General features: G+C 65.2%; 21 protein-coding genes and 1 pseudogene. 7 read left to right on the forward strand and 15 right to left on the reverse strand.

The window, feature by feature from the left end; genetic code table 11:
- Positions 1 to 9 precede the first annotated feature (9 nt).
- Together OXG30_02115 and OXG30_02120 are read right to left on the reverse strand one after the other, a co-directional pair.
- Positions 10 to 2,442, reverse strand: coding sequence for an FAD-dependent oxidoreductase (locus OXG30_02115; GenBank protein MCY4133697.1), 2,433 nt, complete (start codon positions 2,440 to 2,442; stop codon positions 10 to 12).
- Positions 2,443 to 2,460: 18 nt separating this feature from the next.
- The gene (locus tag OXG30_02120) at positions 2,461 to 4,902 is read right to left on the reverse strand and encodes an FAD-dependent oxidoreductase (protein ID MCY4133698.1); all 2,442 of its coding nucleotides are present in this window, start codon (positions 4,900 to 4,902) and stop codon (positions 2,461 to 2,463) included.
- 326 nt (positions 4,903 to 5,228) lie between these two features.
- Between OXG30_02120 and OXG30_02125 the strand changes: the two genes are divergently transcribed.
- Together OXG30_02125 and OXG30_02130 are read left to right on the forward strand one after the other, a co-directional pair.
- Positions 5,229 to 5,477, forward strand: coding sequence for a ribbon-helix-helix protein, CopG family (locus OXG30_02125; GenBank protein ID MCY4133699.1), 249 nt, complete (start codon positions 5,229 to 5,231; stop codon positions 5,475 to 5,477).
- Positions 5,474 to 5,890, forward strand: a complete 417-nt coding sequence (locus OXG30_02130; GenBank protein ID MCY4133700.1) for a PIN domain-containing protein — start codon at positions 5,474 to 5,476, stop codon at positions 5,888 to 5,890. The genes OXG30_02125 and OXG30_02130 overlap by 4 nt, the downstream gene beginning before the upstream one ends.
- On the opposite strand, the gene OXG30_02135 is transcribed toward OXG30_02130, so the two are convergent.
- Both OXG30_02135 and OXG30_02140 read right to left on the reverse strand, forming a co-directional pair.
- The gene (locus tag OXG30_02135) at positions 5,887 to 7,086 is read right to left on the reverse strand and encodes a cytochrome P450 (protein MCY4133701.1); all 1,200 of its coding nucleotides are present in this window, start codon (positions 7,084 to 7,086) and stop codon (positions 5,887 to 5,889) included. The genes OXG30_02130 and OXG30_02135 overlap by 4 nt on opposite strands.
- Positions 7,083 to 8,000 carry an SDR family NAD(P)-dependent oxidoreductase gene (locus OXG30_02140; GenBank protein ID MCY4133702.1) on the reverse strand — a complete coding sequence of 306 codons (918 nt, stop codon included), beginning with the start codon at positions 7,998 to 8,000 and terminating at the stop codon, positions 7,083 to 7,085. Before OXG30_02140 ends, OXG30_02135 begins: the two co-directional genes overlap by 4 nt.
- 70 nt (positions 8,001 to 8,070) lie before the next feature.
- Between OXG30_02140 and OXG30_02145 the strand changes: the two genes are divergently transcribed.
- Complete coding sequence (locus tag OXG30_02145) at positions 8,071 to 8,814, forward strand: metallophosphoesterase (GenBank protein ID MCY4133703.1); 744 nt, start codon at positions 8,071 to 8,073, stop codon at positions 8,812 to 8,814.
- Here the strand turns inward: OXG30_02145 and OXG30_02150 are convergent.
- The gene (locus OXG30_02150) at positions 8,811 to 9,674 is read right to left on the reverse strand and encodes an SMP-30/gluconolactonase/LRE family protein (GenBank protein MCY4133704.1); all 864 of its coding nucleotides are present in this window, start codon (positions 9,672 to 9,674) and stop codon (positions 8,811 to 8,813) included. The two genes, OXG30_02145 and OXG30_02150, sit on opposite strands and share 4 nt — an antisense overlap.
- Positions 9,675 to 9,724: 50 nt before the next feature.
- Between OXG30_02150 and OXG30_02155 the strand changes: the two genes are divergently transcribed.
- Positions 9,725 to 10,651, forward strand: a complete 927-nt coding sequence (locus OXG30_02155) for a TauD/TfdA family dioxygenase (protein MCY4133705.1) — start codon at positions 9,725 to 9,727, stop codon at positions 10,649 to 10,651.
- Here the strand turns inward: OXG30_02155 and OXG30_02160 are convergent.
- The 3 genes and pseudogenes from OXG30_02160 to OXG30_02170 form a co-directional block, all read right to left on the reverse strand.
- Complete coding sequence (locus OXG30_02160) at positions 10,636 to 11,487, reverse strand: enoyl-CoA hydratase/isomerase family protein (GenBank protein MCY4133706.1); 852 nt, start codon at positions 11,485 to 11,487, stop codon at positions 10,636 to 10,638. The two genes, OXG30_02155 and OXG30_02160, sit on opposite strands and share 16 nt — an antisense overlap.
- Positions 11,488 to 11,791: 304 nt before the next feature.
- On the reverse strand, positions 11,792 to 12,892 hold the full coding sequence (locus OXG30_02165; protein MCY4133707.1) for an NAD-dependent epimerase/dehydratase family protein: 1,101 nt from the start codon (positions 12,890 to 12,892) through the stop codon (positions 11,792 to 11,794).
- Between the two features lie 53 nt (positions 12,893 to 12,945).
- A pseudogene (locus OXG30_02170) lies at positions 12,946 to 13,188 on the reverse strand (TrpB-like pyridoxal-phosphate dependent enzyme).
- Between the two features lie 316 nt (positions 13,189 to 13,504).
- Between OXG30_02170 and OXG30_02175 the strand changes: the two are divergent.
- A complete protein-coding gene (locus tag OXG30_02175; GenBank protein MCY4133708.1) occupies positions 13,505 to 15,304 on the forward strand; it encodes a putative DNA binding domain-containing protein in 1,800 nt (599 codons plus the stop codon).
- A 146-nt stretch (positions 15,305 to 15,450) separates the two neighbouring features.
- On the opposite strand, the gene OXG30_02180 is transcribed toward OXG30_02175, so the two are convergent.
- From OXG30_02180 to OXG30_02190, 3 genes are all read right to left on the reverse strand, one after another.
- Complete coding sequence (locus OXG30_02180; GenBank protein ID MCY4133709.1) at positions 15,451 to 15,639, reverse strand: DUF6226 family protein; 189 nt, start codon at positions 15,637 to 15,639, stop codon at positions 15,451 to 15,453.
- A gap of 198 nt (positions 15,640 to 15,837) precedes the next feature.
- Positions 15,838 to 18,120, reverse strand: a complete 2,283-nt coding sequence (locus tag OXG30_02185) for a CoA transferase (GenBank protein MCY4133710.1) — start codon at positions 18,118 to 18,120, stop codon at positions 15,838 to 15,840.
- Positions 18,121 to 18,166: 46 nt separating this feature from the next.
- Positions 18,167 to 18,955 (reverse strand): enoyl-CoA hydratase/isomerase family protein, encoded by a 789-nt coding sequence (locus tag OXG30_02190; protein ID MCY4133711.1) that lies wholly within the window; start codon positions 18,953 to 18,955, stop codon positions 18,167 to 18,169.
- Positions 18,956 to 19,027: 72 nt separating this feature from the next.
- On the opposite strand from OXG30_02190, the gene OXG30_02195 reads away from it, so the two are divergent.
- Positions 19,028 to 19,900 (forward strand): LLM class F420-dependent oxidoreductase, encoded by an 873-nt coding sequence (locus OXG30_02195; protein MCY4133712.1) that lies wholly within the window; start codon positions 19,028 to 19,030, stop codon positions 19,898 to 19,900.
- A gap of 60 nt (positions 19,901 to 19,960) precedes the next feature.
- Positions 19,961 to 20,896: an SDR family oxidoreductase gene (locus OXG30_02200; protein ID MCY4133713.1), complete on the forward strand. Its 936-nt coding sequence runs from the start codon at positions 19,961 to 19,963 to the stop codon at positions 20,894 to 20,896.
- On the opposite strand, the gene OXG30_02205 is transcribed toward OXG30_02200, so the two are convergent.
- The 4 genes from OXG30_02205 to OXG30_02220 are packed head-to-tail and all read right to left on the reverse strand — an operon-like array spanning position 20,893 to position 26,299.
- The gene (locus OXG30_02205) at positions 20,893 to 21,948 is read right to left on the reverse strand and encodes a DUF1214 domain-containing protein (protein MCY4133714.1); all 1,056 of its coding nucleotides are present in this window, start codon (positions 21,946 to 21,948) and stop codon (positions 20,893 to 20,895) included. The two genes, OXG30_02200 and OXG30_02205, sit on opposite strands and share 4 nt — an antisense overlap.
- 31 nt (positions 21,949 to 21,979) lie before the next feature.
- A complete protein-coding gene (locus OXG30_02210) occupies positions 21,980 to 23,122 on the reverse strand; it encodes a sulfotransferase (protein ID MCY4133715.1) in 1,143 nt (380 codons plus the stop codon).
- A gap of 31 nt (positions 23,123 to 23,153) precedes the next feature.
- The gene (locus OXG30_02215) at positions 23,154 to 24,026 is read right to left on the reverse strand and encodes an LLM class F420-dependent oxidoreductase (protein ID MCY4133716.1); all 873 of its coding nucleotides are present in this window, start codon (positions 24,024 to 24,026) and stop codon (positions 23,154 to 23,156) included.
- A gap of 23 nt (positions 24,027 to 24,049) precedes the next feature.
- Positions 24,050 to 26,299 (reverse strand): xanthine dehydrogenase family protein molybdopterin-binding subunit, encoded by a 2,250-nt coding sequence (locus OXG30_02220; GenBank protein MCY4133717.1) that lies wholly within the window; start codon positions 26,297 to 26,299, stop codon positions 24,050 to 24,052.
- Between the last annotated feature and the right edge of the window lie 29 nt (positions 26,300 to 26,328).

Raw genomic sequence — 26,328 nt, forward strand, 5'->3', positions numbered from 1 at the left:
ATATCAGGATCAGGCTCTCGGTTTCTCGTTGTCGGGGTCGTAGGCCGGGCCGTCGAGCACCATCGCCGGTCGCCGGTCGCTCATCAGCTGCACCTCGAAGCGGGTGCCCGGTGCTTTGTACTGGGGCTTCACGTAGGCGAAGGCCAAGCCGCGCCCGGTGGTGTGGCCCCAGGTGCCCGATGTGGTTAGGCCGATGAGCTCGTCGCCGTCGTACACCGGCTCGTTGCCCCGGCAGTCGTTGTCGGTGGTGTCCACCTCGCAGTACACGAGGATCATCTCGATGTCATCGCCCATAGCCAGCCGTTCCTCGGAGGCCTCCTTGCCCTGGAACTCGCCCGACCAGTCCACGAACCGGCCCAAGTCGGCCTCCACCGGAGTGATCTCGGTGGTGAGCTCGAAGCCCATCGCCTTGTAGGCCTTCTCGATGCGCATGGTGTTCATGGCGTAGGCGCCGTAGTGGACCATGCCGAGAGGCTCCCCCGACTCCACCAGGGCGTCGTACAGCTCGGCAGTGTGCTCCTGGAAGTGGTGCAGTTCCCAGCCCAGCTCGCCCACATACGACACCCGCAAGGCCAGACACGGCACCCCGGCGACATTGATCTCTTGGCCGGTGAGCCAGCGGAACCCGGGCGCCTCCAGCTCGGCATCAGTGAGGGGGGCCAAGATTTTGCGGGACAGGGGGCCGGAAACGGCCAAGATGCCCATGTCGTCGGTACGGTCGAGAACGGTCACGTCCTCGCCGTCGGCAACATGGTGGGTCAACCAGTCCCGATCATGGAACTGCCCGACAATGGCAGAGTTCAGGTAGAACCGGTCTGGAGCCAGCCGGGTGATGGTCATCTCGGTCTCGATGCCGCCCAGGGTGGTCAGGAAGTGGGTGAGGCGCATCCCCCCGTCTTTGGCCGGCATCCGATTGGCGGTCAGGCGGTCGAGAAGCGCCTCGGCGTCGGCCCCGGTCACCTCGAACTTGGAGAAGGCGGTGAGATCGGCGATGCCAGCCCGCGCCCGGGTGGCCCGGCACTCGGCGCCCACGATGTCGAAGGCGTTGGAGTGGCGGAAGGTGTGGGCCTCAGGCTCTCCGTAATACTGCGGGCGCTCCCAGCCGAAGATCTCCATCCACTGGGCCTGCCGAGCGTCGAGCCGGTCGTAAATGGGATCGGTCTTCTGGGGGCGGCCGGCGAAGCGCTGCTCGCCGGGCAGGCGGGTGGCGTACATCTCGTGGAATTCGTCGATGGCCTTCTCGATGGCGTAGCGGCCGGTCGGGCCGCAGTGGTCGCCGAATCGACGGGGGTCCATCTCGGCCACGTTGATCTCGGTCTGGCCGTGCACCATCCACTGGGCCAAGTACTTGCCCGCGCCCGGACCCTGGGTGATGCCAATGGACGCCCCTGCGCACAGCCAGTAGTTCCGCAGCCCGGGGGCCGGCCCCATGAGGTAGCCGGAGTCGGGGGTGTGGGTGATCGGCCCGCTGACCACGGTTTTTATTCCTGCGTCAGCAAAGGCGGGGATGCGTTTGCCGGCTTCAATCAGCCAGGGCATGAGCTGGTCGAGGTCGGGCGGCGTCAGGTAGAAGTGCTTGTCCCAGTCGATGCCCTCCAGCCCGTACGTTTGGGCGTTTTCCCGCTCGTAGGGGCCGACCAGCAGCGAGTCGATCTCGCGCCGGTAATAGGCCGACGCTCGGGGGTCGCGGATCACCGGCGGGTCGAAGTCGCCCAGTTCCTTCATCTCGGCCATGGGCTCGGTGATGAGGTACTGGTGGATCACCGACACGATGGGCACGTCCAGGCCCACCATGGCGCCGAGCTGGGGGGCGTAGCACCCGGCCGCGTTCACCACGTGCTCAGCCACGATTCGGTGGGTCTCGCCGCCCACTTCGCAGACCAGCTCCCAACGGTGATCGGGAAGCTGGTTCATATCGGTGACCAGCGTGTTGCGATAGACCTCGCCGCCCAACTGCCGGGCCCCTTTGACCATGGCCTGGGTCACGCTGGACGGATCAGTCCAGCCGTCGTTGGGGGTCCAGCACCCCATCAGCACGTCGGACACGTCCATGAACGGCCAGTGGTCGAGGATCTCCTTGGGCTCGATTAGGTGGTTCTCCACCCCCACCAGATCGAGCATCCCGCTCACGTAGCGGAACCAGTCCACCTGATGGCGGTCGAGGGCCAGGCGAATGGCCCCGGTGCCGTGCCAACCGCTGGCCAGCCCAGTCTCGGCTTCGATGCTGTCGTAGAGGTCGGGGGCCACCTGGTGGCACTTGGCCATGTTCAGACTGCCGATGAAGTGGGGGATGAGGCCCGCGGCATGCCAGGTGGAGCCCGAGCACAGCTCTCCCTTCTCCACCAGCACGGTGTCGGTCCAACCCTCGTGGGCCAGGTAGTAGAAGAGGCCCGCGCCCATGGCCCCGCCGCCGATGATCACAACCTGGACTTCGTCGCGCACCGCTGGCCGCTCCTTGGCTTAGAGTCGAACCCGCTCTTTGCGGGGATCGTAGAACGAACGTATGGATGCGGTGGCGGCGATGGGCACCCCGGCCACCTCGATCTCGAAGCGCCCGGCCTCCACCCAGTCCTTGGTGACGCCATCGACGCATTCCACATAGCCCAGGGCCAGCGCCCGTTTCTCGGTGTAGCTCCACATCCCGCTGCTGGTGCGGCCCACCAACTGGCCATCGCAGTAGATGGGCTCATCGTGGTACAAGAGCCAATCAGGGTCCTCCAGCCGGAACTTGATGAGCCGCTTGGTGCGGGGCCCCTCCCGCTGGGCGGCCAGCGCGTCGCGGCCCCGGAAACCGCCGGCCTTGTCCCAAGCCACCGCAAACCCCAGCCCGGCCTCCAACGGGGTGTCCTCATCGGTGATGTCATGGCCCCAGTGGCAGTAGGCCGCCTCCATGCGCAGCGTGTTCATGGCGTGGTAGCCAGCGTGGCGCAATCCCAATGGCGATCCCGCGTCCACCACCGCATCGTGCAGAGCGACTGCGTGTTCGTTAGGCACATAGAGCTCCCAGCCCAGCTCGCCCACATAGGTCATGCGCAGCGCCAAAGCCTCCACTCCGGCAACGCACAGATCCTGGGCGGTGCCGAACGGGAAGCCGTCGTTGCCGAGATCGGCGTCGCAAAGCTGGCTCAGCGCGGCCCGGGAGTTAGGTCCCATCACGCCCAGCACGGCGTAGTGGTCGGTGACGTCTTCGATGACCACATCTCGGCCCCGAGCCGCCCGCCGCAGCCAAGCCCAATCGCGGGTGGCGGTAGCCGCCGAGGTGACCACCCAATAGGAGTTCTCCCCCCGGCGGGTCACGGTGAGGTCGGCTTCGATACCGCCGCAGTCGTTGAGCCACTGGGTATACACCGCCCGCCCCACTGGCACGTCCACCTCGTTGGCGCACACCCAGTTGAGCAGGGCCATGGCATCAGGGCCTTCCACGGTGAACTTGGCGAACGAAGTCTGGTCGAACAAGCCCACCGCGTTGCGGACCGCTTCACATTCGTCTCCGCTGGCCTCGAACCAGTTCTGCGGCCCCCAGCTGTAGCGGTATTCCCGCTCTTGGCCGGGAGCGGCGTACCAGTTGGGCCGCTCCCACCCCCCGACCTCGCCGAACACCGCTCCGGCTGCGTCGATGCGCTCGTGCAGCGGCGACCGGCGGATGTTCCGAGCGGTCTCGTACTGGCGGAACGGCCAGTGCATGGCATACAACAGCCCCAGGCTCTCAGGGATGCGGGCATCGAGATAGGCGGGCTCGCACTGGAACCCGAATGAGCGGCGGATGTCCACCATCGACAAGTCCATGGGCGGGTGGTCGTCGACGATCCAGTCGGCCAGCACCCAGCCCACCCCGCCAGCCGACTGAATGCCCACCGAGTTGAACCCGGCGGCCACAAAGCAGCGGTCCACCTCGGGGGATTCGCCCAGGTAGTACACCCCGTCGGGGGTGAAGGCCTCGGGGCCGTTGAAGAAGAGTTGAAGGCCGGCCTCCCCCAGTACGGGCATGCGATGGATGGCCCGCTCGAAGATCGGCCCGACGTGTTCCCAGTCCTCGGGCAGGGTCTTGAACTGGAGGTCGCGGGGGATGCCGTCGAGGTTCCAGACCTTGCCCCGGGGCTCGAAGAAGCCGGCCATCAGCTTGCCGGTCTCCTCTTTGAAGTAGGTGTAGTTGGACGGGTCGCGCACCGTGGGCATATTGGGATACGCACCATCGACTGGTTCGGTGACGATGTAGAAGTGCTCGCAGGCCTGCACCGGCACGCTCACCCCGGCGGTGGCAGCCAGCTGGCGGGTCCAAATCCCGGCGGCCAACACCACGGTCTCGGCCTCTACCCGACCCGCCTCAGTGTCCACCCCTACCGCCCGGCCGTCTTCCACCACCACCCCGGTCACCGCGGTGCCCTGGACGATCCGGGCGCCTGCGGCCCGAGCCCCCTTGGCCAGCGCCATGGTGGTGTCCACCGGAGAGGTAACCCCGTCTCGGGGAATGAACAGCGCACCCACCAGGTCGTCGATGTTGAGCAGCGGGCACAGCTCGAGGGCTTCGTCAAGGTCGATCTGACGGATGTCCACTCCCACGGTCCGGGCCATGGACATGCCCCGCAGCAGCTCCTCCCACCGCTCCTCATCGGCGGCCACCGAAATGGAACCCGGCGCTCGATAGCCGGTGGCCTGGCCGGTTTCGACCTCGAGCTCTTCGAACAGCTGGGCCGAGTAGGTGGCCAACCGGGTGAGGCTGTGGCTCGACTTGAGCTGGCTCACCAGCCCCGCGGCGTGCCAGGTGGTGCCGCTGGTGAGTTGTCCCTGCTCGATGAGCAGCACATCGGTAACCCCGCGGCGGGTGAGGTGGTACGCGATGGAACAGCCGACGATCCCGCCGCCAACAATGACTACCTGAGCCCGGTCGCCAAGCTCAGCCATCCCACCCCATTAGGCCGCTCCAGTGATGCGAGGTTTATGTTTGCCGTCAATTGCACCCCCTGAACCACACCTCCAGAGGCTGCTCCCGCTTTACAAAATTGCCAGCGGATTCACCGGCGAGCCGGTGCCGTAGCGTAACACCAGCGGAGCGCAAACGTATTGGAATTCCCAGCGGCCCAATTGCAGGACCGCTCCCGGTAGGCAGCGTACTCTTCCGCGGTCGGCGGCGTGCGATCACTCAGTCCCATAAGTCAGTCTCTATCACGAAAGCTCGTCTACAACCCACGGTGGCTTTATCACCAAAAGTGCTGTTATGATGTAGCTTCATGCGTACGCAGATTGCCCTAGAGCCTGAACAACACGCTGGAGTAAAGCGAAAGGCCGCTGAGCTGGGCATCAGCATGGCCGAATATATTCGCCGACTCGTTGAACGCGATCTCGCTGCCCCCAGATCCCAGGCCGACATTTCCGACATATTCGCACTGGGAGGTTCTGGGGGCAGCGATATTGCCGCGGAGGGCAAATCGGCAATTGCCGAGGCGGTTGAAGCGGACTGGATTCGACGCACGCGATGACCATTTTCGTCGACACATCGGTTTGGTACGCCGCTGCCGACGCAGACGACGTCAGTCACAAACAGGCCACGTCTCTGTTGGAGAGATTCGACGGCCGACTGCTAACCAGCGATCACGTTTTGGTTGAGACTTGGCTCCTTACCCGTAGGCGTCTGGGAAGCGCACTTGCCGAAACACTGGTGAATGCCATCCGCGAGGGACGTTCCCAAGTGGAGCTGACCACGCTCGCCGACCTCCAAGTCGCCGCCCAGATCCACGAGGCGTTCCCGGACCAGGGCTTCTCAATCGTCGACCGCACAAGCTGGGTGATCATGCAGCGCCTCGGCGTGCATGAGGCGCTCGCCTTCGACCGGGACTACTCGATATTCCGATTCGGCCGCGACCGGCGCGGAAGCTTCACGGTCCACAGTTAGCTGAGAGCTACCGGAAGACGGCTCAGGCCTCTCAGGGTGATGCGGGGCTTCCAGGGAGGGTCGACTTCGGTCGGGGTCCAGGTTTCGAAGCGGTCGAGCAGGCCAGCGAGCACCACATGGCCTTCGAGGCGGGCCAGTGATGCCCCCAGGCAGTAGTGGATGCCCGAGCCAAACGACAGCAGCGGTGCTTCCTGTCGACCGATGTCGAACCGATCGGGAGCGTCTATAGCTTCGGGATCGCGGTTGGCCGCCCCCAGGAGCATCAGCACCATGCTTCCCTTGGCGATGGCGTGCCCGCCGATCTCCACGTCCTCGAAGGTGTAGCGGGCGTCCACCTGCACGGGAGGCTGAAAGCGCAGCACCTCGTTCACCGCGCCAGGCACCAGCGACCGATCGGCCCGCAGCCGGGCCAGCTCGTCGGGATGCCGGATGAGCGTGTCAACCATGTTGCCAATCAGGTTGGTGGTGGTCTCGAAACCCGCGGCGTAGATCAGCGACAGCGTGAGCCCGATCTCTCGCTGGGTGAGCCGGTCCTCGCCGTCGCTGGCCGCAATCAGCGCAGATAGCAGGTCGTCGCGGGGCTCGATCCGCCGCCGGTCGATCAGATCGTCGAAGTACGCCTTTACCTTGACTCCCGAGGCCTCCGCTCGTTCCTGCTCTTCGGCGCTTTGGTTCGGCTCAAGGGAGCCGGCCAGATCCGACACCAATGGACGCAGCCAATCGCGGTCGGACCGGGGAACCCCCACCAGTTCGCTGATGACATTGGCCGGCAGGGGAAACGCCAACTGATCCATCAGATCTCCCCCACCGGAGGCGGCCAGCGAATCCAGCAGCTCGGAGGTCATTTCCTCCACCGCGGTCCGCAGGCCTTCAACCCGTCGAGGGGTGAACGCCCGGCTGACCAGAGAGCGCAGGCGAGTGTGGTCGGGAGGGTTCAAGAACAAGAAGGTCCGCTCTTCGTTGGGAGTTCGCACTCTCTCAGCAGTGAGCGTCGGAACCTCGTCTCCGGGTTCGGCGTTGCCCATCCGGTGATCCCGCAGTGCCATTCGACAGTCCTCGTACCGGGTGAGCACCCAATAGTCGGCGAAGCTCAGCTTGTGTACCGGCGCCGTCTCCCGAAGTTCCCGCAGCAGCGGATAGGGATCGGCGTACACCTCCGGATCGGTGACGATCCGAAGCAGCAGCTCGTCGCTCATGGGCGGGGGCTGTGGACCCGGCCGAAGGTGTAGGCGTCGGGCCAACCCCGCTCGGCGAGGTTGGCCTCTTGGCGGGCGATAGCGGTGGGGATGTCGGCCGGTTGCCAGCCATCCACCAGCGACTCGCCCATCAGGTCGAGCACCGGCCGGTTGAGCTCCACCAAGAGTTGGAGGCTGAAGGCGATGCGGCCGGTGAGCACATCGGGATCACCGGCGAGCAGGGCCAGGGCGGCCTCGGCCATGGTCTCAAGCGGCTCGTACATGCCCTCGTCAATCCATCCAGCCTCAACCAGCGCCGGGGTAGCTATGGCGGCCTGGGGAGTGAGGGCGTTCACCGACACTCCCTGGCCTTCGCATTCGCTGGCCGCAGACACGGTCAGCTTGTTGAGAGCTGCCTTGGGCGCTCCGTAGACGAAGCCGGCCTTGGAGGGCTTGCTGGTGGGGAACGGAGGTCCGGGAGGCAGTTCGGCGGAGAAAGTGGTGAGGTTCAAGATCGACCCGCTGCCCCGCTCGCGCATGCCGCCAATGACCGCCTTCATCAGCTCCCAGGGCGCCCATAGATTCACTTGCAGGCTCAGCTCAAGCTGCTTGGGGCTAACCTCCTCGAACGGGCGGTAGCCGTTCATCGCGGCGTTGTTCACTAACAGGTCGATGGGGCCGAACGCCTCTGTGGTTCTCGGTACCAATTCCGTGCGGGTGCCCGACGGGTCACTGAGGTCGGACGGGAGCACCAGGCACTCTCCGCCGAATGCCTCGATGCGGTCTTTGGTGGCAGCCAACCCCTGTTCATCACGAGCGGTGATTGCCACGCTGGCTCCTTCGGCGGCCAAACGCAGCGCGATCGCGGTGCCCGTGCCTCCCTTGCTGGCTCCGGTGACCAGCGCAACCTTGCCCTCACAAGCCCGTTCTGCCATAGCCTTGCCTTCCGGTGAAAAATTATGTGCGAGCCTACGCCGACGAGTTGACCCGAGGACTACTGGCAACATGACCGACAACCAACTCCAACCACGCCGAACCCTCTCCCTGCTGCACACGTCGGACTGCCATTTGGGCACCTCACCAGCTCGACGACAAGAGGCCGCCTTTGCCGCCGCCATGGACCTGGCCATTGCGGAAGATGTGGACGCAGTCATCATCTCCGGCGACCTGTTCGACCACAATCGGGTGGGCGATGACGTGCTGAGCTGGGCCGCCGATCAACTGGCTCGCCTGTCGTGCCCGGCGGTGATGATCGCCGGCAATCACGACGCCCACCCGGAATCGTCAGTGCTCCACCGGTTCAGCCCCCACATCCAAGACCTCCCGATCACCATCCTCGACTCCCTGGAGGGAACCACCACTCACCTCCCCGAGCTGGAACTCACCGTCTGGGGTAAGTCGATGGATGACCACCACCCCGGATTCCACCCCCTCGACGGGCTTCCCGTACGCCCCAAGGACGGCTGGTGCGTGGCCATGGGCCACGGCCTGGTCATGCCCGACGAGACGCCGTCGTACCGCTCGTCACCCATCTACCCCAGCCATCTCGACGCCCTCGACTGGGACTACGTCGCCCTCGGCCACATCCACCGCCACATGGTTATCCGGGAATCACCCTCCGTGGTCGCCTACTCCGGCGCCACCGCGGAATCGCTGGAAGGCGACCCCGCTGTACTGCTCGTGAGCCTCGATCCCGACTCCGGTGTCTCGTTGACCCTGCGGGAGTTGGCGCCCAGTCCCATCGCTTAAGGCTTGCCCACGCCGGGGACGGTGACGTCGGTGGCGTAGATGGAGCCGGTCTTGGCTGCGGTCACCACTTCTTTCTTCCAGTCGTCGGCGGCGCAGATGAGGAGCGTGTGGCGGTCGTCGCCGCCGAGCACGCAGGCTACCGGGACCTTGGGGGCCATGTCGTAGGAGTCGGTTACCTCTCCCCCGGGCAGCACCCGGAACACCCGCAGACCCAACGGGTCGGCTACCCACACCGCCCCCTCCGCGTCTAGGCAGATGCCATCGGGCGGGGCCACCGGCAGCTTGTCGGACTCGGGCACCAACTCGGCATAGACCCGCCGCTTGGAAAGGGTGCCGTCGGCGGCCACATCGAACGCCGTGAGGCGGGAGGCGGCGCTCTCGGCCACGATCAGCGTCTCCTCATCGGGGGTCAGGATGTGGCCGTTGGGGGCCTCCATCTCTGGCGCGCCCACGCTCACCGAGCCGTCGGGAGCCACTCGGAAGGTCTGGCCGGTGAACCGGTCGCCCCCCTGGTGGATCCTCTGGCCCATGTCGCCGATGTAGGCGGTGCCGTCGGAGCGCACGATCATGTCGTTGATGTCGCCGACGGCCAGAGGCGACAAGTCGGCGTGCTCCACCATGGAGCCGTCGGGCTCTTGGCGCAGCAGCTTCTGGGTGGACATGGCCACCACCAGCAGCCGGCCGTCGGGCAGCCAGCCCAATCCGGAGGGGTCGTCCCAATCGACCACCGCCACGGTTTCAGCGTTTCCGTCCAGGTCGGTGCGGATCACCCGATGGGCGTGCATGTCGGAGAACCACAGTGCGCCGTCACGCCATCGGGGACCCTCGGAGAAGTTGAGCCCGTCCAAGATCGTGCGCATCTAATGCCTCCTCATCGCCTTGCTTGCAGACGAGATGGCACAATAGCCCCATGAGCATGACCCTCACCCCCGGCATCGACACGGAAGAGTCCTACGAGACCATCCAGGTGTCCCGTATCGGCGGGTCGCTGGGCGCGGTCATCTCCGGGGTGGACCCCCGCGACAACCTCACCGACCAGCAGTTCGCCGAAATCCACGAGGCATTGCTCCGCCACGAGGTGATTATTTTCCGCAACGTGCCCATGAGCGCTGAGACTCAACTGGAGTTGGCCTCCCGCTGGGGCCAGCCCAGCATCTACCCGCTTCAAGCTCTGATGGGGGTCACCGAGCCCAATACCTCCGTCATCCGCGACGACGCCGACAGCCTGCCGACTACCGACAACTGGCACACCGACGTGACCTGGATCGAGGTGCCCCCCAAGGTCGCCCTGCTCCAAGCTCTGGTGGCGCCTCCCTACGGCGGAGACACCATGTGGTGCAGCATCACGTCGGCCTACGACGCTTTGTCGGAACCGATGCGAAACATGATCGACGGGCTGGAACTCCACCACTCCAACTACCCCCAGTACTGCACCAACATGGCGGAGAAATCAGGAAGCTGGGACCTGGTGCCCTTGCTGCGGGAGGCCTACCCGGGCGTGAACCATCCGCTGGTGCGCACCCACCCCGAAACTGGGCGGCGGGCGCTGTATGTGGCCACCAACTTCCAGCAGTACGTGGTGGGGCTGTCCGAGAATGAGAGCACGGCTCTGCTCGACTTCCTGCTGCGCCACATAAACCAGCCCCGTTTCCACTGCCGGTGGTCGTGGACCGAGGGTGACTTGGCCATCTGGGACGAGCGATCGACCAACCATCGGGGCGTGTCCGACCACTACCCCGAGGTCCGGGAAGTGCGCCGCTGCACGGTGGACGGCGACCGCCCCTACTTCGACCCGTCGATACCCTACGTGCCCAAGAGCGCCTACCAGCCCCAGTAATCACCGCCGAAGCGCTCATCGCGCTCGGCCAGCGCCCCCTTCATGCCCTTCTCCCGGGACGTCTCGTGGAAGTCGAACTCGTCGGGACTTCGGCGGGTGCCCATCACGAACAGCGGGTGGACGCCGTAGTGGGGGGTGAACGACTGGCCAATGCCCAGGATGTCGTAGGCCATGTGGGCTACCGTACGCCCAGTGGCGATGCCGTCGCGGGGCAGGCTGGCCAGGGTCCCGGTGAGCTGGGCCACTGCCTCATCGAGCTCTTCTGCGGGCACCACTCGGTTGACCAGGCCCAGACGCTCGGCCTCGGCGGCGTCGAACTTGCGCCCGGTCACCACCAGCTCGTTGGCCCGCTTCAACCCGATCTGGGAGGCCAGCATGGGGTACAGCCACGAGGTGCCCGCCGAGCCGAACCGCTCCTCGGGCAGTCCGAACGTCGCATCGTCGGTCACCACTGCGAAGTCGCACACCAGCACCAAGTAGAGCCCGGCACCGATGCAAGGCCCGTGGACTCGGGCCACGATGGGCTTGGCCGAATACAGCAGGTCGCGCATCACCCACGCCCGGCGGCGCAGACCAGCAACGGCGAACCGCCCGCCCTTAGTTTCGGCCCCGCCGTAGAAGTCGTCGGGGCTGGACAGGTCGAACCCCGCGGTGAACCCTCGACCCGCCCCGGCCAGCACGATGCACTTCACGTCGTCGTCGGCCTCGGCCTGGCGAACGAAGGCCACAATCTGGTCGAACATCTCGTCGGTCAGAGCGTTGAACACCTCTGGCCGGTTGAGAGTGATCAACGCCACCGCCCCGTCCGTTTCATACACCACTTGGTTGTCTGCCATGTTCCCTATCCTGCCGGACAACGGTCATCCTCGCCGCAGGGTAGGAGGAATACGCCTGCTGCCCCCGTATCCTGCGGACCGTGAGCAACCCCCTACCCGGTTGGCCCGGCGGCTGGGCACTGGGGATGCGATCGTCATGGGGCTGGGGTCGATGATCGGGGCCAGCGTGTTCGCCATGCCTTGAACCCGGCACCCTCATAACCCCTTGACCAAAAAACGGGGTCCGGTCACAAGACCATAGTTACCCCTCGACGGTTCAGCCCTCAGACGATAGGAAGACCCAACTCAGAATTCGAAGTACAGTTCAGATCTTGCTCTGCACGTTAGCGGCGATCTGGTCCTCGAAGGTGAAATCCAAATCGAGGCTCTGGTCGAGGCCCTCGGCAACCATCCAGCGGTACACATGGTCGACCATGGCTGCCAGGGTGTATTCCGGCTCCCAGCCGATGTCGGCTCGCAGCCGGTCGACGGAGAACACCACGCTGCGGTTCCAGCGGTGCAGGTTGGGAGCCAGCCGCTGCACGAGTTGAGCGAGTTTGAACCGCCGCCGCATGTTGTCGGCGTCGGCTCGGGCGGAGTCGGAGCTGCGGATGTCTATGTTCACCGGGGAGGCCTTGCCCTCCTCGAACACCAGGGCGCCGTCCCACAGGTCGTCCATGACCGGGGCGGGGATGAACACCTTGTTCGCCTCCACCCCCAACACATCGGCAAAAGCGTCCACATAGCCCACATCTGACTGATAGGTCCCGCCGGTGAGGTTGTAGCGCTTTCCGAAGGTTTGGGGCTGAAGCATCATCATCCGCAGCGCCCGAGCCTGGTCGTCCACATGGCCGACTTGGCCCAGGGTGGTGCCGTCGCCGGGGATCAGGACCGGGCGACCCCTCAGCAGCCGCAAGATCATCCGCTGCTCCCGGTCGGCGAGGATGTTGCGGGGGCCGAACACCATCGAGAACGGCACGATGGAGGCCGGGAACCCCCGGCTGCGCCAGGCGTCGACCAAGATGTCCTCGCACAGCAGCTTGTGCAGCCCGTACTCGTTCTGGTTGGGCCCCCGATCATCGGGGTGGTCCTCGGTGATGGGCAAGATGTCGGTGGGGGCATAGATGACGGTGGAGGAAGCGAATATGTAGTGGCCGACTCGTCCTTCAAACATCTCGATCATCAACTCCATGTCGGCCGGGTGATACGCGCTCATGTCCTGGACAGCGTCGAAGGTCTCGTCTTTGAGCGCCGACCGCACCTGGTCGTGATCAGTGCGGTCGGCCACCAGCCGACGGACCGACCGAGGAAAGCCCACCGCCGTGCGCCCCCGGTTCAGCACCGTGACCTCGTGGCCATACTTCACCAACTCCATGACCAAGGCGTAGCCGTTGAACTGGCTCCCGCCCATCACGAGGACTTTCATACCTGCTCCCTTGTCGGCTCCGTCTAGCGGCAAGTGTCGGCTTCGGCGCATACCAGCGCTTCGCGCACCGCCGCTGCAATGGCATGGGTGGGCTCGGGAGCAGGCACGATGCCCTCGGTGCGGGCAAACTGAAGTGCTGCCGCGAAGCACTCCGACTGGGAGATGGCCACTGCTTCGACCAGTCCCGAGTCGTAGATGTGCGACACCAGCGGGGACATGCCGTGGTAGCGCAGCCCGCCAGCATGGATGGGGTCGGGAATGAAGCTGTGACCCAGCGTGTGCATCTTCAACAGGGGAGCCAAATCATCAGGCCCGGCTGGCTCTAGCGTGCCTGGATGCAGTGGAGGCGGGGGTGGCGCTGGCAGGTCGGGGATGATGTTGTACCACTGCGTGGGAAGTTCCGAGTCAGGCAATGTGACCCGGTAGTACTCGTCGGCCATGGGTCTCCTCCGTGTTCAGGGCAGTGAAAACCTACACCATGCCAGCCCTGCGAGAAGACGGCACGGATCCGAATGCCTCAGTGGTTGCGCCGAAAACCCATCAGGTGTTCCAACTTTGGCCAGTTACTTATACTTTCGTCTATAAAACTATAATCATGTCTAGAATACTGGGGTGACCTTTCAGTTTCTTGGTCCTGACCCACTGGAGCAGCAAATCAACGCCGCACTCCAGCACCTCGCCGATGGCCAGGCCCCCAGCCAGGCCGAGACCACCCAAATCGACTTCAAAGAGGAGCCCGGGCGCCGACAGGGACAGTCGATCATCCCCGGCGAACGCACCAGCAAGGTGGCGGCTTCATATCTCGCCGAGGAGATGGCGTGCATGGCCAACACGCCAGGGGGAGGCGCTCTCATTGTGGGAATCGCCGACGATGGCACACGGATCGGAACCGAGCTCGATGCCGAATGGCTGCGTCACCGCATCTACGAGCTGACCGAGCGCAAGCTCACCATCGATGTCAGAGAGGCTGTCCTCTGTGAATGCAGAATCTTGGTGCTCACCGCCCATGAAGCAGTTGAACCCATCCGGTACGGGGGGCGCATCCGGTGGCGCATCGATGCCAACTGCGTTGAAATCGATGCCTCGACATGGTATACAAGAAAGCCCCATAACAGCGGCTTTGATTGGTCTGAGCAGCCATCTGGACAGACCCTCGACGACGTGAGCCCAGTAGCAGCCGAAATCGCAAGGCGCTACCTACGGCAGCGAGGCAGCCCAACCGATTCAGAGTTGGCAGAAGCCCCTGTCGCCGACCTCATGCGCCGCCTGAATCTGGCCGATAGCAGCAGTCGTCTGACCAACGCAGGCAGCTTGCTGTTTGTCGCGACTCCCTACCCCGGCATCGACTACATCCGACGCGACACCCCAGGCGGCGACAGTCGCAACCGCGTCCGCAGCACTGGTCCCCTGTTGGAGCAAATCCACGAGGTTGAACTGGCTTGCCAGGCCGCCAACCGCACGTTCCACATCGCCCATGGCTTTGCCTATGGCCAGCCGCAGGCCATCCCACCTAGAGCACTGCGTGAGGCAATTGTCAACGGATCGGTGCATCGTGACTGGCGTTCAACTCTACCCACCACTGTGGAACATGCGGGCGACACGATGACCGTCACTTCCCCAGGCGGATTTGTGGGTGGAATCGATCCGTCGAACATCATCTCCCACCCTGCGGTTCCGCGATACCGCAGCCTGGCAGAGGCAGCGGCTGCGTTGGGGATTGCCGAACGCCAGGGAATAGGCGTCGCCAGGATGACACGCGACATGCTTGCCATCGGGCGGCCTCGCCCGGAAATCAATGAGATCACTGGCCCTTACGTACGGGTCACTCTTCTCGGCGGCGAACCTGACAGAGGAGTGATCTTGTTCATTGCCGACATCTTCCCCGAGAACCTGACTACCGGCGTGGAGCCGCATCTGCTCATCAATGAATTGTGCCGACGCGGCTGGATCGACGCCGAAGCTGCCGCCCCTCTTCTCCAACGCACGAAGGCAGAGGCAGCTGAAGCCATCTCTCGCTTGGAAGCCGCGAAGCTTGCCGATGAGCAGGATGCCTACTGTGACCGGCCCGAGGAATTCATGCCAGGAGTGATCGCCAAGGTCGCCGGTGTGCCCGCCAACTACCCGCCCGCGTATCGCCTGAGCGATGAGGCACGGGGCCGACTCTCCCACCTATTTCCCTACCTCAGCACTCCCGAAGGGCAAAATGCCTTGATCTGCGACTGGGCCGCCCGGCGCGGCCGCGTGTCCAGCACTGAAGTCGCCGACCTCACGGGTCTGAGCGTGCTCACCTCCGGACGACGTCTATCTGCCCTTGCCGACGATGGCTTGATCAGGGCGGCGCAATCCGCTCGTACCGGACGAGGCTTTCACTACGTGCCCGAGCCTCCCCCACCGAATCAACAGCCCCGGTAGTCGCCGCGACTACTCCTCATTAAGCCATGCAGCCCCGGAAAGCTCGTTCCATCCGTTCGGATTGGCCAAGATTCTGTCGATCTCATCCCTCCTGCATCTCCTCTGCCAGGGGAAGCGCACACTGCCTCCGTTCCTCGGCACATGCTTCAGGATCTTTCGGAGCCTCTGACCACGCTGAGCATGTACTCGTCGAGTTCGTCGAGGGCGTCCTGCGACCCGCTGTCGCAGGCATCGCAGCCGCAATCAGGGGCCGCGAGGACGAGAACAGCAGGATCGCCGACCCCGAGGGAGACACCTGCATCGACGGCGCCGACAAGCTCTTCGACTGGACTCACCGCACCATCATGGCTGCACCCTCAGCTGCATGTGCAGGGAATAAGCGGCCATCTCTCAATGGCAACAACCGAAACGACCTCAGCGGTCCAGTAGCCCTGCTTGGCCATCTTGGCCGACCCGTCCCGACCACAGGTTGAACCTCCCCGGGTAATGCGCTGGCTGTGTGAAACCCGGGGAGGTTCACTGGATGTCGCCGCTCAGCGGCAGATGCCGGCTTCGGCTAGGGCTTCTACTTCGTCGGGAGGGATGCCGAGGACTTCGCCCAGCACTTCGACGGTATCGGCGCCAAGCAGTGGCGAAGGACCGGCGGTGCGGGTCTGGGTGAGGCTGAAGCGGATCGGATTGCCCACGTGGGTCTCTTTGCCCACCACCGGGTGCTCCAACACGTCGAGGGCGCCCCTTGAGGCCAAGTGCTCATCGCCCAAGTGGTCGTAGGGGCCCATCACCGGCATGGCTGACACTCCAGCGGCCTGCAACCGCTCGGCTCGGTCGGCAGCCAGTCCACCGGCCATCCAGGAGGCAATCGCAGCATCCACCGCCTCGACATCGGCCAGCCGGTCGGCGTTGGCCGGCCAGCGGTTCTCCACGCCAATGAGGTCACAGCACCGCTGCCACGACTCATCGTCGTGACAGGCCAGCGCCACCCAATCGTCGTCGCCTCCGGCTCGATACACATCGTGGGGAGCGATGGTCTCGGAGCGGTTTCCAATGGCCTGGGGATCGGCACCAGCAGCGGCCGCGCCCATGTACACGTCGCCGATCAGATAGGCCGCTGCCTCGGTCTGGGCCATGTCGATGAGCTGGCCCTGGCCAGTGCGCTGCTTGTGGTCGAGAGCGGCCAGCACCGCCACCGCCAACAGCTTCCCGGCGATGTGGTCAGGGTGATTCAGCGTGGTGCCGCAGGGAAACGGCACATCGGCGTGGTTCCAGAGCCAGTGGGCCCCGGCGAAGCTGGCGTTGAGCGGCCCGTAGGCCGGCATCTTCCCCATCGGCCCGCCCCGCCCGTAACCCTGCGAGCACACGTACACCAGGTCGGGCCGCCGGGCCGACATGTCGTCCCACCCCAGGCCCAGTTTGTCTAGCGAGCCGCCCCGCAGGTTCTCGGCCACCACATCAGCGGCCATGAACAGTTCCAAGGCCAACTCCCGGCCCTGTTCGGTGGTCAGATCGAGGGCCACCGACCGCCGTCCCCGGCTCTCGGCATTGAATGGGAAGGCCTTGTTGAGATCGCCCCGGCCGGCGAAGCGCAGCGAGTCGGGATGGGTCACCGATTCGATCTTGATGACATCGGCACCCAAGTCCGACAGCATCCAGGTGGCCTCGGGCACCACCGCAGCCATGCCGAACTCCACCACCCGCACTCCAGCCAGCAGCTGGCCGTTGTCGTTGGGACTCTTCGAAAGCCCGGCTGACCAGGGGTTATCGATGGGACGGGGGCCGAACTGAACTGCCTCGTCCCCGGCCGCGGGAGCCCGCTTCCTCACCCCGGCCAGGGTCCCCGAGAGCTTCCAGGCGGCGGCGGGCATGGGCTGGCCTTCGGAGCCCTCCACGTCGTGGCGGAAGAACCCCCGACCCACCACCTGGGGATGGTTGGCGAACTCACTGGGCGACTGGATCACGCCGATGGTGGTGCCTGCGGCCAGACCGTGCTGGAACAGATCGGTTCGGTCGCGCTGTGACGTGATCGCGTCGGCCACCACGTGGATAACGTCCCGATTGCGGCCTCGGAACACGCCGTCGGCCCACTCTGGTCCGGTCAAGGCGTCGGGGTTGCCCAGCACCTCCACGAAGCCGGTCCACTGGTAGGGAGTGCCGATCACCGTGCGCACCCAGCCGTCTCGGGCCGGGAAGATCCAGTAGTTTCCGTCGGCGTTGCGGCGACCCTCATCAGGCAGTTCGGGAAAGTGCCTCACGTAGTCGGGAATGAGCACCGACCACGGGTTGAGTCCGGACAGAGCAGCCTCCTGCACGCTCACTTCCACCACTTGGCCCTGGCCGTGGCGGCGGCGGTCTATGACCGCGGCCAACCCGCCGATGGCGCCGAACACCGAGGCGCAGTCGTGGGCCAGATAGCCGGGATGCCAGCACGGAGACTTGTCCCGAAACCCCGACAAGAAGTGCCCGCCGGATGAGGCGAATGCCGGTAGCGGCTCCAACCGCCACTCCGATCGGGGGCCAGTGAGGCCCATATCGGTCAGCGCAACCACCACCAAGGTGGGATGGCGCTCGACCATCTCGTCGAGGTCCAACCCGGTGTTGTCGATGAGCAAGTCGGCGTCTGCCATCAGCGACTCCAACTCGGCAGCCTCGCCCGCCGCCTTGTTGGCGTTGCGATGGGCGTGGGCCAGACCTTCGGGATCAGGTGTCGGCGGCACTCGGATCACCTCGGCCCCAAGGTCGCCCAGCACCCGCGCGCAAAGCGCGCCGCGCATATCGGTGTGGTCCACCACCCGCAGCCCGGCGAGTGCGCCGGGACTCATCGTTGGAGTCATCGATTGCTCAGTTCCCTCTTGCCTGCGGCCGGACTCATCGAATGCGGGGCTCGATTCGGGTTTGCTCCTTGATGCCCCGGGCCTTCTCGGTGATCTCCTCCTCGGCTCCAGCCAGGCTCAAGTAGGCCACCCCGCTGTTCATGGCGTTGGCCAGCGTGGTGTACTGGGCGGTCCACAGCCCCCGCATGGTGGCCTCAATGGCCAAGCGCTCGGGGGCCGATGCGATGGCCTCCGCGGCCCAGCGAGCCGCGTCCATCAACTCTTCCTGGGGTACCACCTCCTGCACCAGCCCGATCTGGAAGGCCCGTTGGGCCGACATGCGCTCATGGCGACCCAACAGCGACATCCGCATGACCTCGCCCAGCGGCATCCGCTGGAGCATGAACATGGGCTCGTTTACCGCGGGCATGCCGTGGCTCACGTGGGGGTCGAAGAAGGTGGCGTTCTCGGAGGCGATGATGAACTCCACCTCGCCCAGCAAGTAGAACGCGCCTCCGGCGGCCATGCCGTTCACGGCGGCGATGACCGGCCTCCAGTAGTCGTTGGACTTGGGCCCGACGGTGGAGATCGGGTCGTCGACCATGAATGGCGAGGCAGGCTGCTTCCACGATCCGGTGATGTCCACCCCGGTGCTGAACGCCCGCTCGCCAGTAGCGGTGAGGATCACACACCGCACGTCGTCGTTGTAGCGGAGATGAGCCCACACCGCCCGGAGCTCATCACAAGAGGTGTTGTCCATGGCGTTGAGCCGCTCGGGCCGGTTCAGCGTTACCACTGCCACCCCGTCGGACTCCTCGTACAGCAAGTTCTCATAGCTGGGCACGGCCCGAAGCGTAGCCCGCACATACGCCAGGGCTTATGGGTGTGCCAGTTCCAATCACTAACCTGCCCGCCCATGGACATCGGAAGAATTGGACTGTGGCAAGGAGTCTTGGACCAGCGGCCCTCAAGTCAGGTGCGAGAAGTCGTCGCCGAACTAGAGGAGATGGGCTGGCCCACGCTGTGGATCCCCGAGGCTGTCGGCCGGGACCCGTTCGTGTCGGCATCGGTCATGCTTGAGGCCACCAGCACTATGAAGGTCGCCACCGGCATCGTGCAGGTCCACGCCCGGCATCCCATGACCACCGCGGCGGCCCAGAAGACAGTGGCCGAAGCGTTCGACAACCGGTTCCTGCTGGGCATCGGCGTAAGCCACGGCCCGATGATCGAGGGCATTCGCAACCTGGACTACTCCAAGCCGTACTCCTACATGGTGGAGTACCTCGACGCCATGGAGGGGGCCATGTACTTGGCCGCCGGCCCTGACGAGGACCCGCCAGTGGTGCTGGCCGCACTGGGCCCCAAGATGCTGGCACTGGCCGCGGAGCGCGCTGCTGGCGCCCACCCCTACTTCGTGCCTCCCGAGCACACCGCCATTGCTCGGGGAATCATGGGACCCGACGCCCTGCTGGCCCCAGAGCAGAAGGTGTGCTTGGAGACCGATCCGGAGGTAGCTCGAGCGCTGGCCCGGGAGAACATGGCCTTCTACATGGATCTGCCCAACTACGTTAACAACCTTTATCGGCTGGGCTTCACCGAGGAGGACGTGACCAGTCAGTCCGACCGCCTGGTGGACGCCATCGTGGCCTGGGGCGACTTGGACGCCATCCGATCACGAATCCAGGCTCACCACGACGCCGGTGCCGACCACGTGGCCGTGCAGGTGCTCGCTCCCCGCGGTGAGCTACCCACGGCCCAATGGCGAATACTGGCTGACACCCTTCTATAGTTCGTCGGCGAAGCCCCTTCGAATGGACGAAGGGCTCGATAGCACGAGGGGTTCCACATCATGAGCAAGCTTTGTGAAGGACGGGTTGCGGTCATCACCGGCGCGGGTCGGGGCATCGGGCGGGAATACGCTCTGATGCTGGCCGAGCACGGTGCCAAGATCGTGGTGAACGACCTGGGTGCCGACCCCGACGGCGGGGGCGGCAACACCGGACCCGCGGGCGAGGTGGTCGAGGAGATCCGGGCCATGGGCGGCGAGGCGGTGGTGAACGGTGCCGACGTGAGCGACTTCGACGCGGCCCGGGACATGATCCACCAGGCCATCGACACGTTCGGCACTTTGGACATCCTCATCAACAACGCTGGCATCCTGCGGGATCGCATGGTGTTCTCCATGAGCGAATCCGACTGGGACGCCGTCGTTCAAGTTCACCTCAAGGGCACCTTCGCCCCCGTGCATCACGCGGCCGCCTGGTGGCGGGAGCAGACCAAGGCAGGGCGCAGCTTTCAAGCCCGGATCATCAACACTGCGTCGCCATCGGGCATCTTCGGCAATGTGGGCCAGACCAACTACGGCGCAGCCAAGGCCGGCATCGCCGCCTTCACGGTGATCTCCGCTATGGAACTGGTCCGCTACGGCATCACGGTGAACTGCATCGCCCCCAGTGCCCTAACCAGGCTGACCGCTTCGCTGATGGGCGGTGCCGATATATCCGAAGAGGTCCAGGAAACGATGTCCCCCACTTGGATCGCCCCCATCGTCACCTGGCTGTGCAGCCCTGAAGCGGCCAACGTTACCGGCCGGGTGTGGGTAGTGGGCAACGGCCGGCTGGGCATTGCCGAGGGCTGGGCCCTTGGCCCCAACGTGCCTCTCGCGTCCCAAAACCCCACCGAGCTCAAGCCAGTAGTAGCCGATCTGATGGCCAAAGCCCAGCTCAACGCCGACATGAGCGGCGAACCCGCCGGCGGCCCCGGGCGTCCTAGCCACGAGATCTAGAGAGCTTCTACCCGGCAGCGGACCTCGGGCTCGATTTCTGCCCCCACCCAGCGGAGGGCCAACCCGCCCCGGCTATGCCCCGCAGTGTCCAGCCAATTGGGATGGCCGGGATCGCGCCGGGCCACCACCACCCGCACCGTGCCGTCGTCCTCGACCGTCGCGGTGTGGTGGTTCAGGCTGGTCCGGTAGTACTCGAAGTCCAATGACTCCAGCCAGTGGTTGCCCAGTTGAATGTTCCAGTACTCGCACTCAGGGGGCTTGAATTCGATGATCCAAGCCACGTCGGGGCCCAGGTCGTAGTAGCCGTAGTTGTACGACGTGTCGGGGTCGCCTTGGGCAAAGGCCAGCAACTCGGGATCAATGGGCCAAATCTCATGGGGGTGGGCGGCGAAGCTGGCTGTCCAGCCCAGAAACTGACCCACGACGGCGGCCACGGTGAAGCCAGCCCGGCCCAGCGCATCGGACAACCGCCCGGGATCCACTGGCTGGGGTGGGCCACCGGCATCGGTGCGCTCCAAGACAAGCTCGGCCGGAGTCTGGTTGGGCCGGTCCAGCAGGGTCTGACGGATGGTCAGGGCGTTGGTGCCCTCCTTCATGGCTAGCCGCGGGCCGGATTGGGGCTCGGTGCTGATGGCCACCTCGAAGCAGCCATCGGCATCCAATGCCAGGTCCTCGGTGACCAAGTAGCTGTCGCGAATCAGCCCCTCGGGAGTGCCCAGGCCGCCGCTGAACGCCCCCATGCGGATGGAGTGGGCATCGTTGATGCGGCCGCGCAGCCGGTATTCGAAGCGGGGCGACAGCCGAGCTCCCCCGTAGGCGTAGTCGGGATTGTCAAGGCCGATCTTCACGCCCGACTGATTGAGGGTGGCTCGAGCCGGATCGGACTCCTCCAGGTTGGCCCGCAGGAAGTTGCTGGCCAGCCGGGTGACGTAGCGCAATCCTTCGGCCCGGTCGAAGTCGTCGTCGGGTGATGCGTCCAACACTTGGCGGCCTGCGTCTCGCAGAAGGTCGCAGAACTCCTCCCAGCACTTGGCCAGATCAACTTCGCTCATTCCACTGCCTTGCCGTTGCTTGTCCTGTTGCTCATTCCGCTGCCACCCCGCATGCCTCGATGTAGCTGGCATAGCGCTCGTGGATCACCTCGGCCCGCAGCCCGTACTGCTCGGGGCTGTAGTCATGGACACCGTGTTCGCCCTTGGGGTGATCGACGGCCCACTGGGCCACGGCCGCCTCGGCGGCGGTGTCGAACTGATAGCCGAATCGGTCGCAGATGGCAGCCACGCTGCCCAGCGGGTCACGCTGGAAGTCAGCGAAGTGCAGGTCGTAGAACCGGTCTTCGCGCCCGGCTCGGGAGGCCAGCATCCGCTCGATGCCCCGAGCCCACAGCTCGGTCTGCTCGGCACCGTGGGCGATGTTGTCGGGATGCTCTTCAAAACCCTGGCGGCTGACCGCGGTGAGGCTGCACACCGACGCCACCGCCTTCAGCGGATCACGGTGGGTCATCACCACGTTGGCATCGGGATAGGTGGCAAACAGCGCCTCAGGGGCAAAGAGGTGGCTGGGGTCTTTCAAGATCCAGCGAGTGTCGGGCTCGTCAACACCGATCAGACCGATGCTGCGGCGATGCTGGGCATAAGCCGCACCCATGTCGCAGTTGGCCCACCAGGTGGAATAGGTGGGTATCCGGAACAGGCACTCAAACGTCACGCTGGCAAATGACTGGCGGAAAATGTTCCAGCACTCGTCCACCGTGTCGGCCAATTGGAGATGGATGGCGGACTGATCCGGGTTCATCTCGGCTATTGCATCCATCTTCGCTTTGCAGGTGATGTAGTCGTCGATGTTCTCCCACTGGTCACGGGGCGGGCGGGGCTGGGGCATCTCGGCCAGCCAGAGCTCCAACCCCTGGAAATGAGGGCTGGCCGCCATCAGCTGGTGCAAGGCAGTGGTGCCAGTGCGGGGCAGGCCGATGATGACCAGCGGTTGCTCGATTGCGACGTCGGCAGCCTCGGGCCGGGCCTTCAAGCCGGCTGCCGCCTTGAGGCGCCCCATGAGGGCCCCAGTGATGATCTCGCCGATGGCAAAACGGCCGATGTCGGTCATGCCCGCTTCGGCTTCTAGCGACTCCTCCAGCACGGTCAAACCCTCGAGGTAGTCGTCGCCTCCAAAGTCGTCTAGTCCGGATCGCTCGACCGCGACAGCTTGCCATTGTTGGATGCTGCTCACCGGGCACCCCTAAGGCACTCCTCGATGTTGCTCATTGAGCCACGGCCTGAAGCTGCGCTCCGAATGCAGCCATCGTCTCGGCGGTGTCGGCGAAGAACAAGAAAGACGGCACGATCAGCCGGTGGGCCCCTAACTCAGCCACCTCCTGTACCAACCCAGCGGGGTCGTCCATCGGGGTATTGGGCAAGCCCACGGTGATCTCGATGCTCTCGGGATCTCGGCCAGCCGCCGCCGCCTCCTGACGCATGACGTCGATCAACTCGGCGATGGACACCCCCTCCCTCGGCCCGGGCCAGAAACCGTCGCCCAGCCGTCCAGCCCGACGGGCGGCGGCCTTCGAGTGGCCTCCGATCACGATGGGCACCCGGCCGCTGGCCGGCTTGGGGTTCACGCTGACCCCCGAGAACGAGGCGTGATCGCTGTCGAACGATGCGCTGTCGCCATCCCATAGTGCCCGCATGGCCCCGATGTAGTCGTCGGTGCGCTGGCCCCGCCGCTCCCAGGGAATGCCCAGCGCCGCGAACTCCTCCTTAAGCCAGCCCACGCCAACTCCGAGGCTCACCCGACCCCCCGACATGGAGTCGAGCGTTCCCAGCGACTTGGCCAACACCACCGGGTTGCGCTGGGGCAGGATCAAGATGCCTGTGCCTAGTCGCAGGCTCGTGGTGGCTGACGCCACCCAAGTCAGCCAGATCAGCGGGTCGGGCATAGGGGAGTCGGGCGTCATCGCCATCTTGCCCGACGGATCGTAGGGATACTCCGAGGCGTAGCTGTCCGGATACACCACGTGCTCCACCGTCCAGATCGAGTCGAACCCGGCCGCCTCCGCCGCCTGTCCGAACTCCACCGCCCCCTCTGCGGTGGTCCAGTGAAGAATGTTTGCGAAACCGATGCCGAACTTCATGGCCCGCCAGCGTAGGTGAAGCGCTAGCCGGTTGAGGAAGCTATGGCAGACCAGACCTTTTCAGGAGAGGCGGGCATGTCGAGGTGGCGGATGCCAATGTGCGACAAGGCATCGATCACCGCGTTTTGCACTGCCGGAGTAGAGCCCACCGTGCCCGACTCGCCGATTCCCTTGGCCCCCAACGGATTCAGCGGCGTGGGGGTGACCGACTCGTGGACTTCGAAGCTGGGCAGCTCGGTGGTGGAAATCACGCCGTAGTCGGCGAAGTTCGAGGTCAGCAGGTTGCCGTCGGAGTCGTAGTGGACCTCTTCCATAAGGGCTTGGGCCGCGCCGGCAGCCAGCCCGCCGTGGATCTGGCCGTGGGCCAGCAGCGGGTTCAAGAGGGTTCCGGCGTCGTCCACTGCCACCAGCCGCTCCAACGTCACCTCTCCGGTGTCCGCGTCTACCTCCACCACGGCCACGTGTGTTCCGAACGGGAAGGTGGCCCCGTGCTGCTCGAAGTCGTTTTCCACGAACAGGGCTTCTGAGACTGCCGCGGCCACATCGGCCCAACCAGCAGATCGGGCCGGGGTGCCGACCACATGAAACTGGCCGGTCTCTGAATCGAGCACCACATCCGCAGGCGCAGCCTCCAACAGATCAGCTGCCAATGGGCGGGCCGCATCTATCAGCTTCTCAGAGGCGTTGAGCAAGGCTGAACCGGCGATCTGGGCGGTGCGGGAGCCTCCGGTGATGTCGCTGGAGGGGATCTCGTCGGTGTCGCCGTGGATCATTTCGATTTGGTCCATATCGATGCCCAGGGTGTCGGCCACCACCATCGTCAGCGTGGTCACGTGGCCTTGGCCGAACGGGGTGGCGCCGGTGCGGGCCAGCACCGTGCCATTTGGGCGCAGTTCCAGGCTTCCCGTTTCCGTACAGACAGGCCCCATGGGTGAGGTGACCTCCACATAGGTGGCCACCCCGATGCCCAGAAGCCGATGATCGCCATGCTCCCGGCGAACGGCTTGCTCGGCCCGCAGCCCGCGGTAGTCGGCCGCTTCCAGCGCCGCCTCCAGCGAGGCCCGGTAGTCCCCGGAGTCATATGCCGCCCCAGTGGGCGTGGTGAGGGGAAAGGCGTCAGGGGCAAGGTAATTGCGGCGGCGCAATTCAGCCGGATCCATGTCGATCTCGGCCGCGAAGAGGTCCACCGCCCGCTCAATGGCTGCGGTGGCCTCCGGCCGACCAGCCCCTCGGAACGCGTTTACCGGGGAGGTGTTGGTGGCTACGGCGGTGGCCGACCAGGCCACATGGGCGATGTCGTAGTTGCCGCAGGCCATGAGCCCGGTGAAGGTGGGCAGAAGGGCCCCCACACCGGGATAGGCCCCTGCGTCGGCCAGCATGTCCAGGCGGTAGTGGGTGAAGCGACCATCGGCGGTGCCGCCCAGGGTGACGGTCTGGAACTGGGCCCGGCTGTGGCCTAGCGACTGGAGGCTCTCGGTGCGAGTCTCGGCCCAGCGCATCGGGCGGCCCACTCGACGGGCCAGCCATCCCAGCAGGCACTCCTCGGCACCGGGGCTGGCCTTTGTGCCGAAGCCGCCGCCTACATCGGGAATGATCACCCGCACCTGCGACAGGTCCAAACCCAGCGCGCCGGCAATGGCCCCTTGGGCAGTGTGAGGCCCCTGGGTACTCGACCAGCAGGTCAGTCGGCCGTCGTCGCCCCATGCCGCGGCGGCCACTCGGCCCTCAATGGGACTGGCGTAGATCTTGGAGTTGACAACGCGATGAGAGATCACCACCTCGCACTCGCTGAAGTCCACTTCGGATGTGGGGGGGAGGGCGATGGCAACATTGGACTCAGCATCGTCGAACAACTTGGGGCCGTCGGCCGCCGTCTCAGCATCGACCACCGCGGGCAGCGGGTCGTAGTCGGCCCATACTGCCTCGGCCGCGTCAGTGGCCTGCTCGACGGTCTCAGCGACAACCGCGGCCACCGCTTCGCCGACGAAGCGCACCTTGCCGGTGGCCAGCAGCGGGCGGGACATGGCGGCATCGCCTGCCATCGGAGGGCGGGGCGGCAAGTCCAAGTCGTCGCTCGTAACTACATCGATCACGCCGGGCATGGACCGGGCATCGCTTGTCTCCACCGACAACAGCCGGGCGTGGGCGATTGGCGATCGCACGAACACGACATGGGCCGCCCCATCAAGTGGGATGTCGGCCACATAGGTTCCCCCGTCGGTCAGCATCCGGGGGTCTTCCACCCGCCTCACCTCATTGCCCAAAATGCTCATGGATGAGAAGCGTAAGCCAGAGTCCCGTC

This window comes from bacterium, assembly GCA_026708015.1.
GTDB lineage: Bacteria > Actinomycetota > Acidimicrobiia > Acidimicrobiales > Bin134 > Poriferisocius.

Bases quoted from the DNA above. Each gene is read 5' to 3' on its own strand.
- OXG30_02215 (MCY4133716.1), bottom strand. From the start codon at position 24,026: ATGAAGTTCGGCATCGGTTTCGCAAACATTCTTCACTGGACCACCGCA.
- OXG30_02125 (MCY4133699.1), top strand. From the start codon at position 5,229: ATGCGTACGCAGATTGCCCTAGAGCCTGAACAACACGCTGGAGTAAAG.
- OXG30_02200 (MCY4133713.1), top strand. From the start codon at position 19,961: ATGAGCAAGCTTTGTGAAGGACGGGTTGCGGTCATCACCGGCGCGGGT.
- OXG30_02150 (MCY4133704.1), bottom strand. From the start codon at position 9,674: ATGCGCACGATCTTGGACGGGCTCAACTTCTCCGAGGGTCCCCGATGG.
- OXG30_02165 (MCY4133707.1), bottom strand. From the start codon at position 12,892: ATGAAAGTCCTCGTGATGGGCGGGAGCCAGTTCAACGGCTACGCCTTG.
- OXG30_02120 (MCY4133698.1), bottom strand. From the start codon at position 4,902: ATGGCTGAGCTTGGCGACCGGGCTCAGGTAGTCATTGTTGGCGGCGGG.
- OXG30_02155 (MCY4133705.1), top strand. From the start codon at position 9,725: ATGAGCATGACCCTCACCCCCGGCATCGACACGGAAGAGTCCTACGAG.
- OXG30_02145 (MCY4133703.1), top strand. From the start codon at position 8,071: ATGACCGACAACCAACTCCAACCACGCCGAACCCTCTCCCTGCTGCAC.
- OXG30_02185 (MCY4133710.1), bottom strand. From the start codon at position 18,120: ATGAGTCCCGGCGCACTCGCCGGGCTGCGGGTGGTGGACCACACCGAT.
- OXG30_02195 (MCY4133712.1), top strand. From the start codon at position 19,028: ATGGACATCGGAAGAATTGGACTGTGGCAAGGAGTCTTGGACCAGCGG.
- OXG30_02160 (MCY4133706.1), bottom strand. From the start codon at position 11,487: ATGGCAGACAACCAAGTGGTGTATGAAACGGACGGGGCGGTGGCGTTG.
- OXG30_02220 (MCY4133717.1), bottom strand. From the start codon at position 26,299: ATGAGCATTTTGGGCAATGAGGTGAGGCGGGTGGAAGACCCCCGGATG.
- OXG30_02205 (MCY4133714.1), bottom strand. From the start codon at position 21,948: ATGAGCGAAGTTGATCTGGCCAAGTGCTGGGAGGAGTTCTGCGACCTT.
- OXG30_02130 (MCY4133700.1), top strand. From the start codon at position 5,474: ATGACCATTTTCGTCGACACATCGGTTTGGTACGCCGCTGCCGACGCA.
- OXG30_02135 (MCY4133701.1), bottom strand. From the start codon at position 7,086: ATGAGCGACGAGCTGCTGCTTCGGATCGTCACCGATCCGGAGGTGTAC.
- OXG30_02140 (MCY4133702.1), bottom strand. From the start codon at position 8,000: ATGGCAGAACGGGCTTGTGAGGGCAAGGTTGCGCTGGTCACCGGAGCC.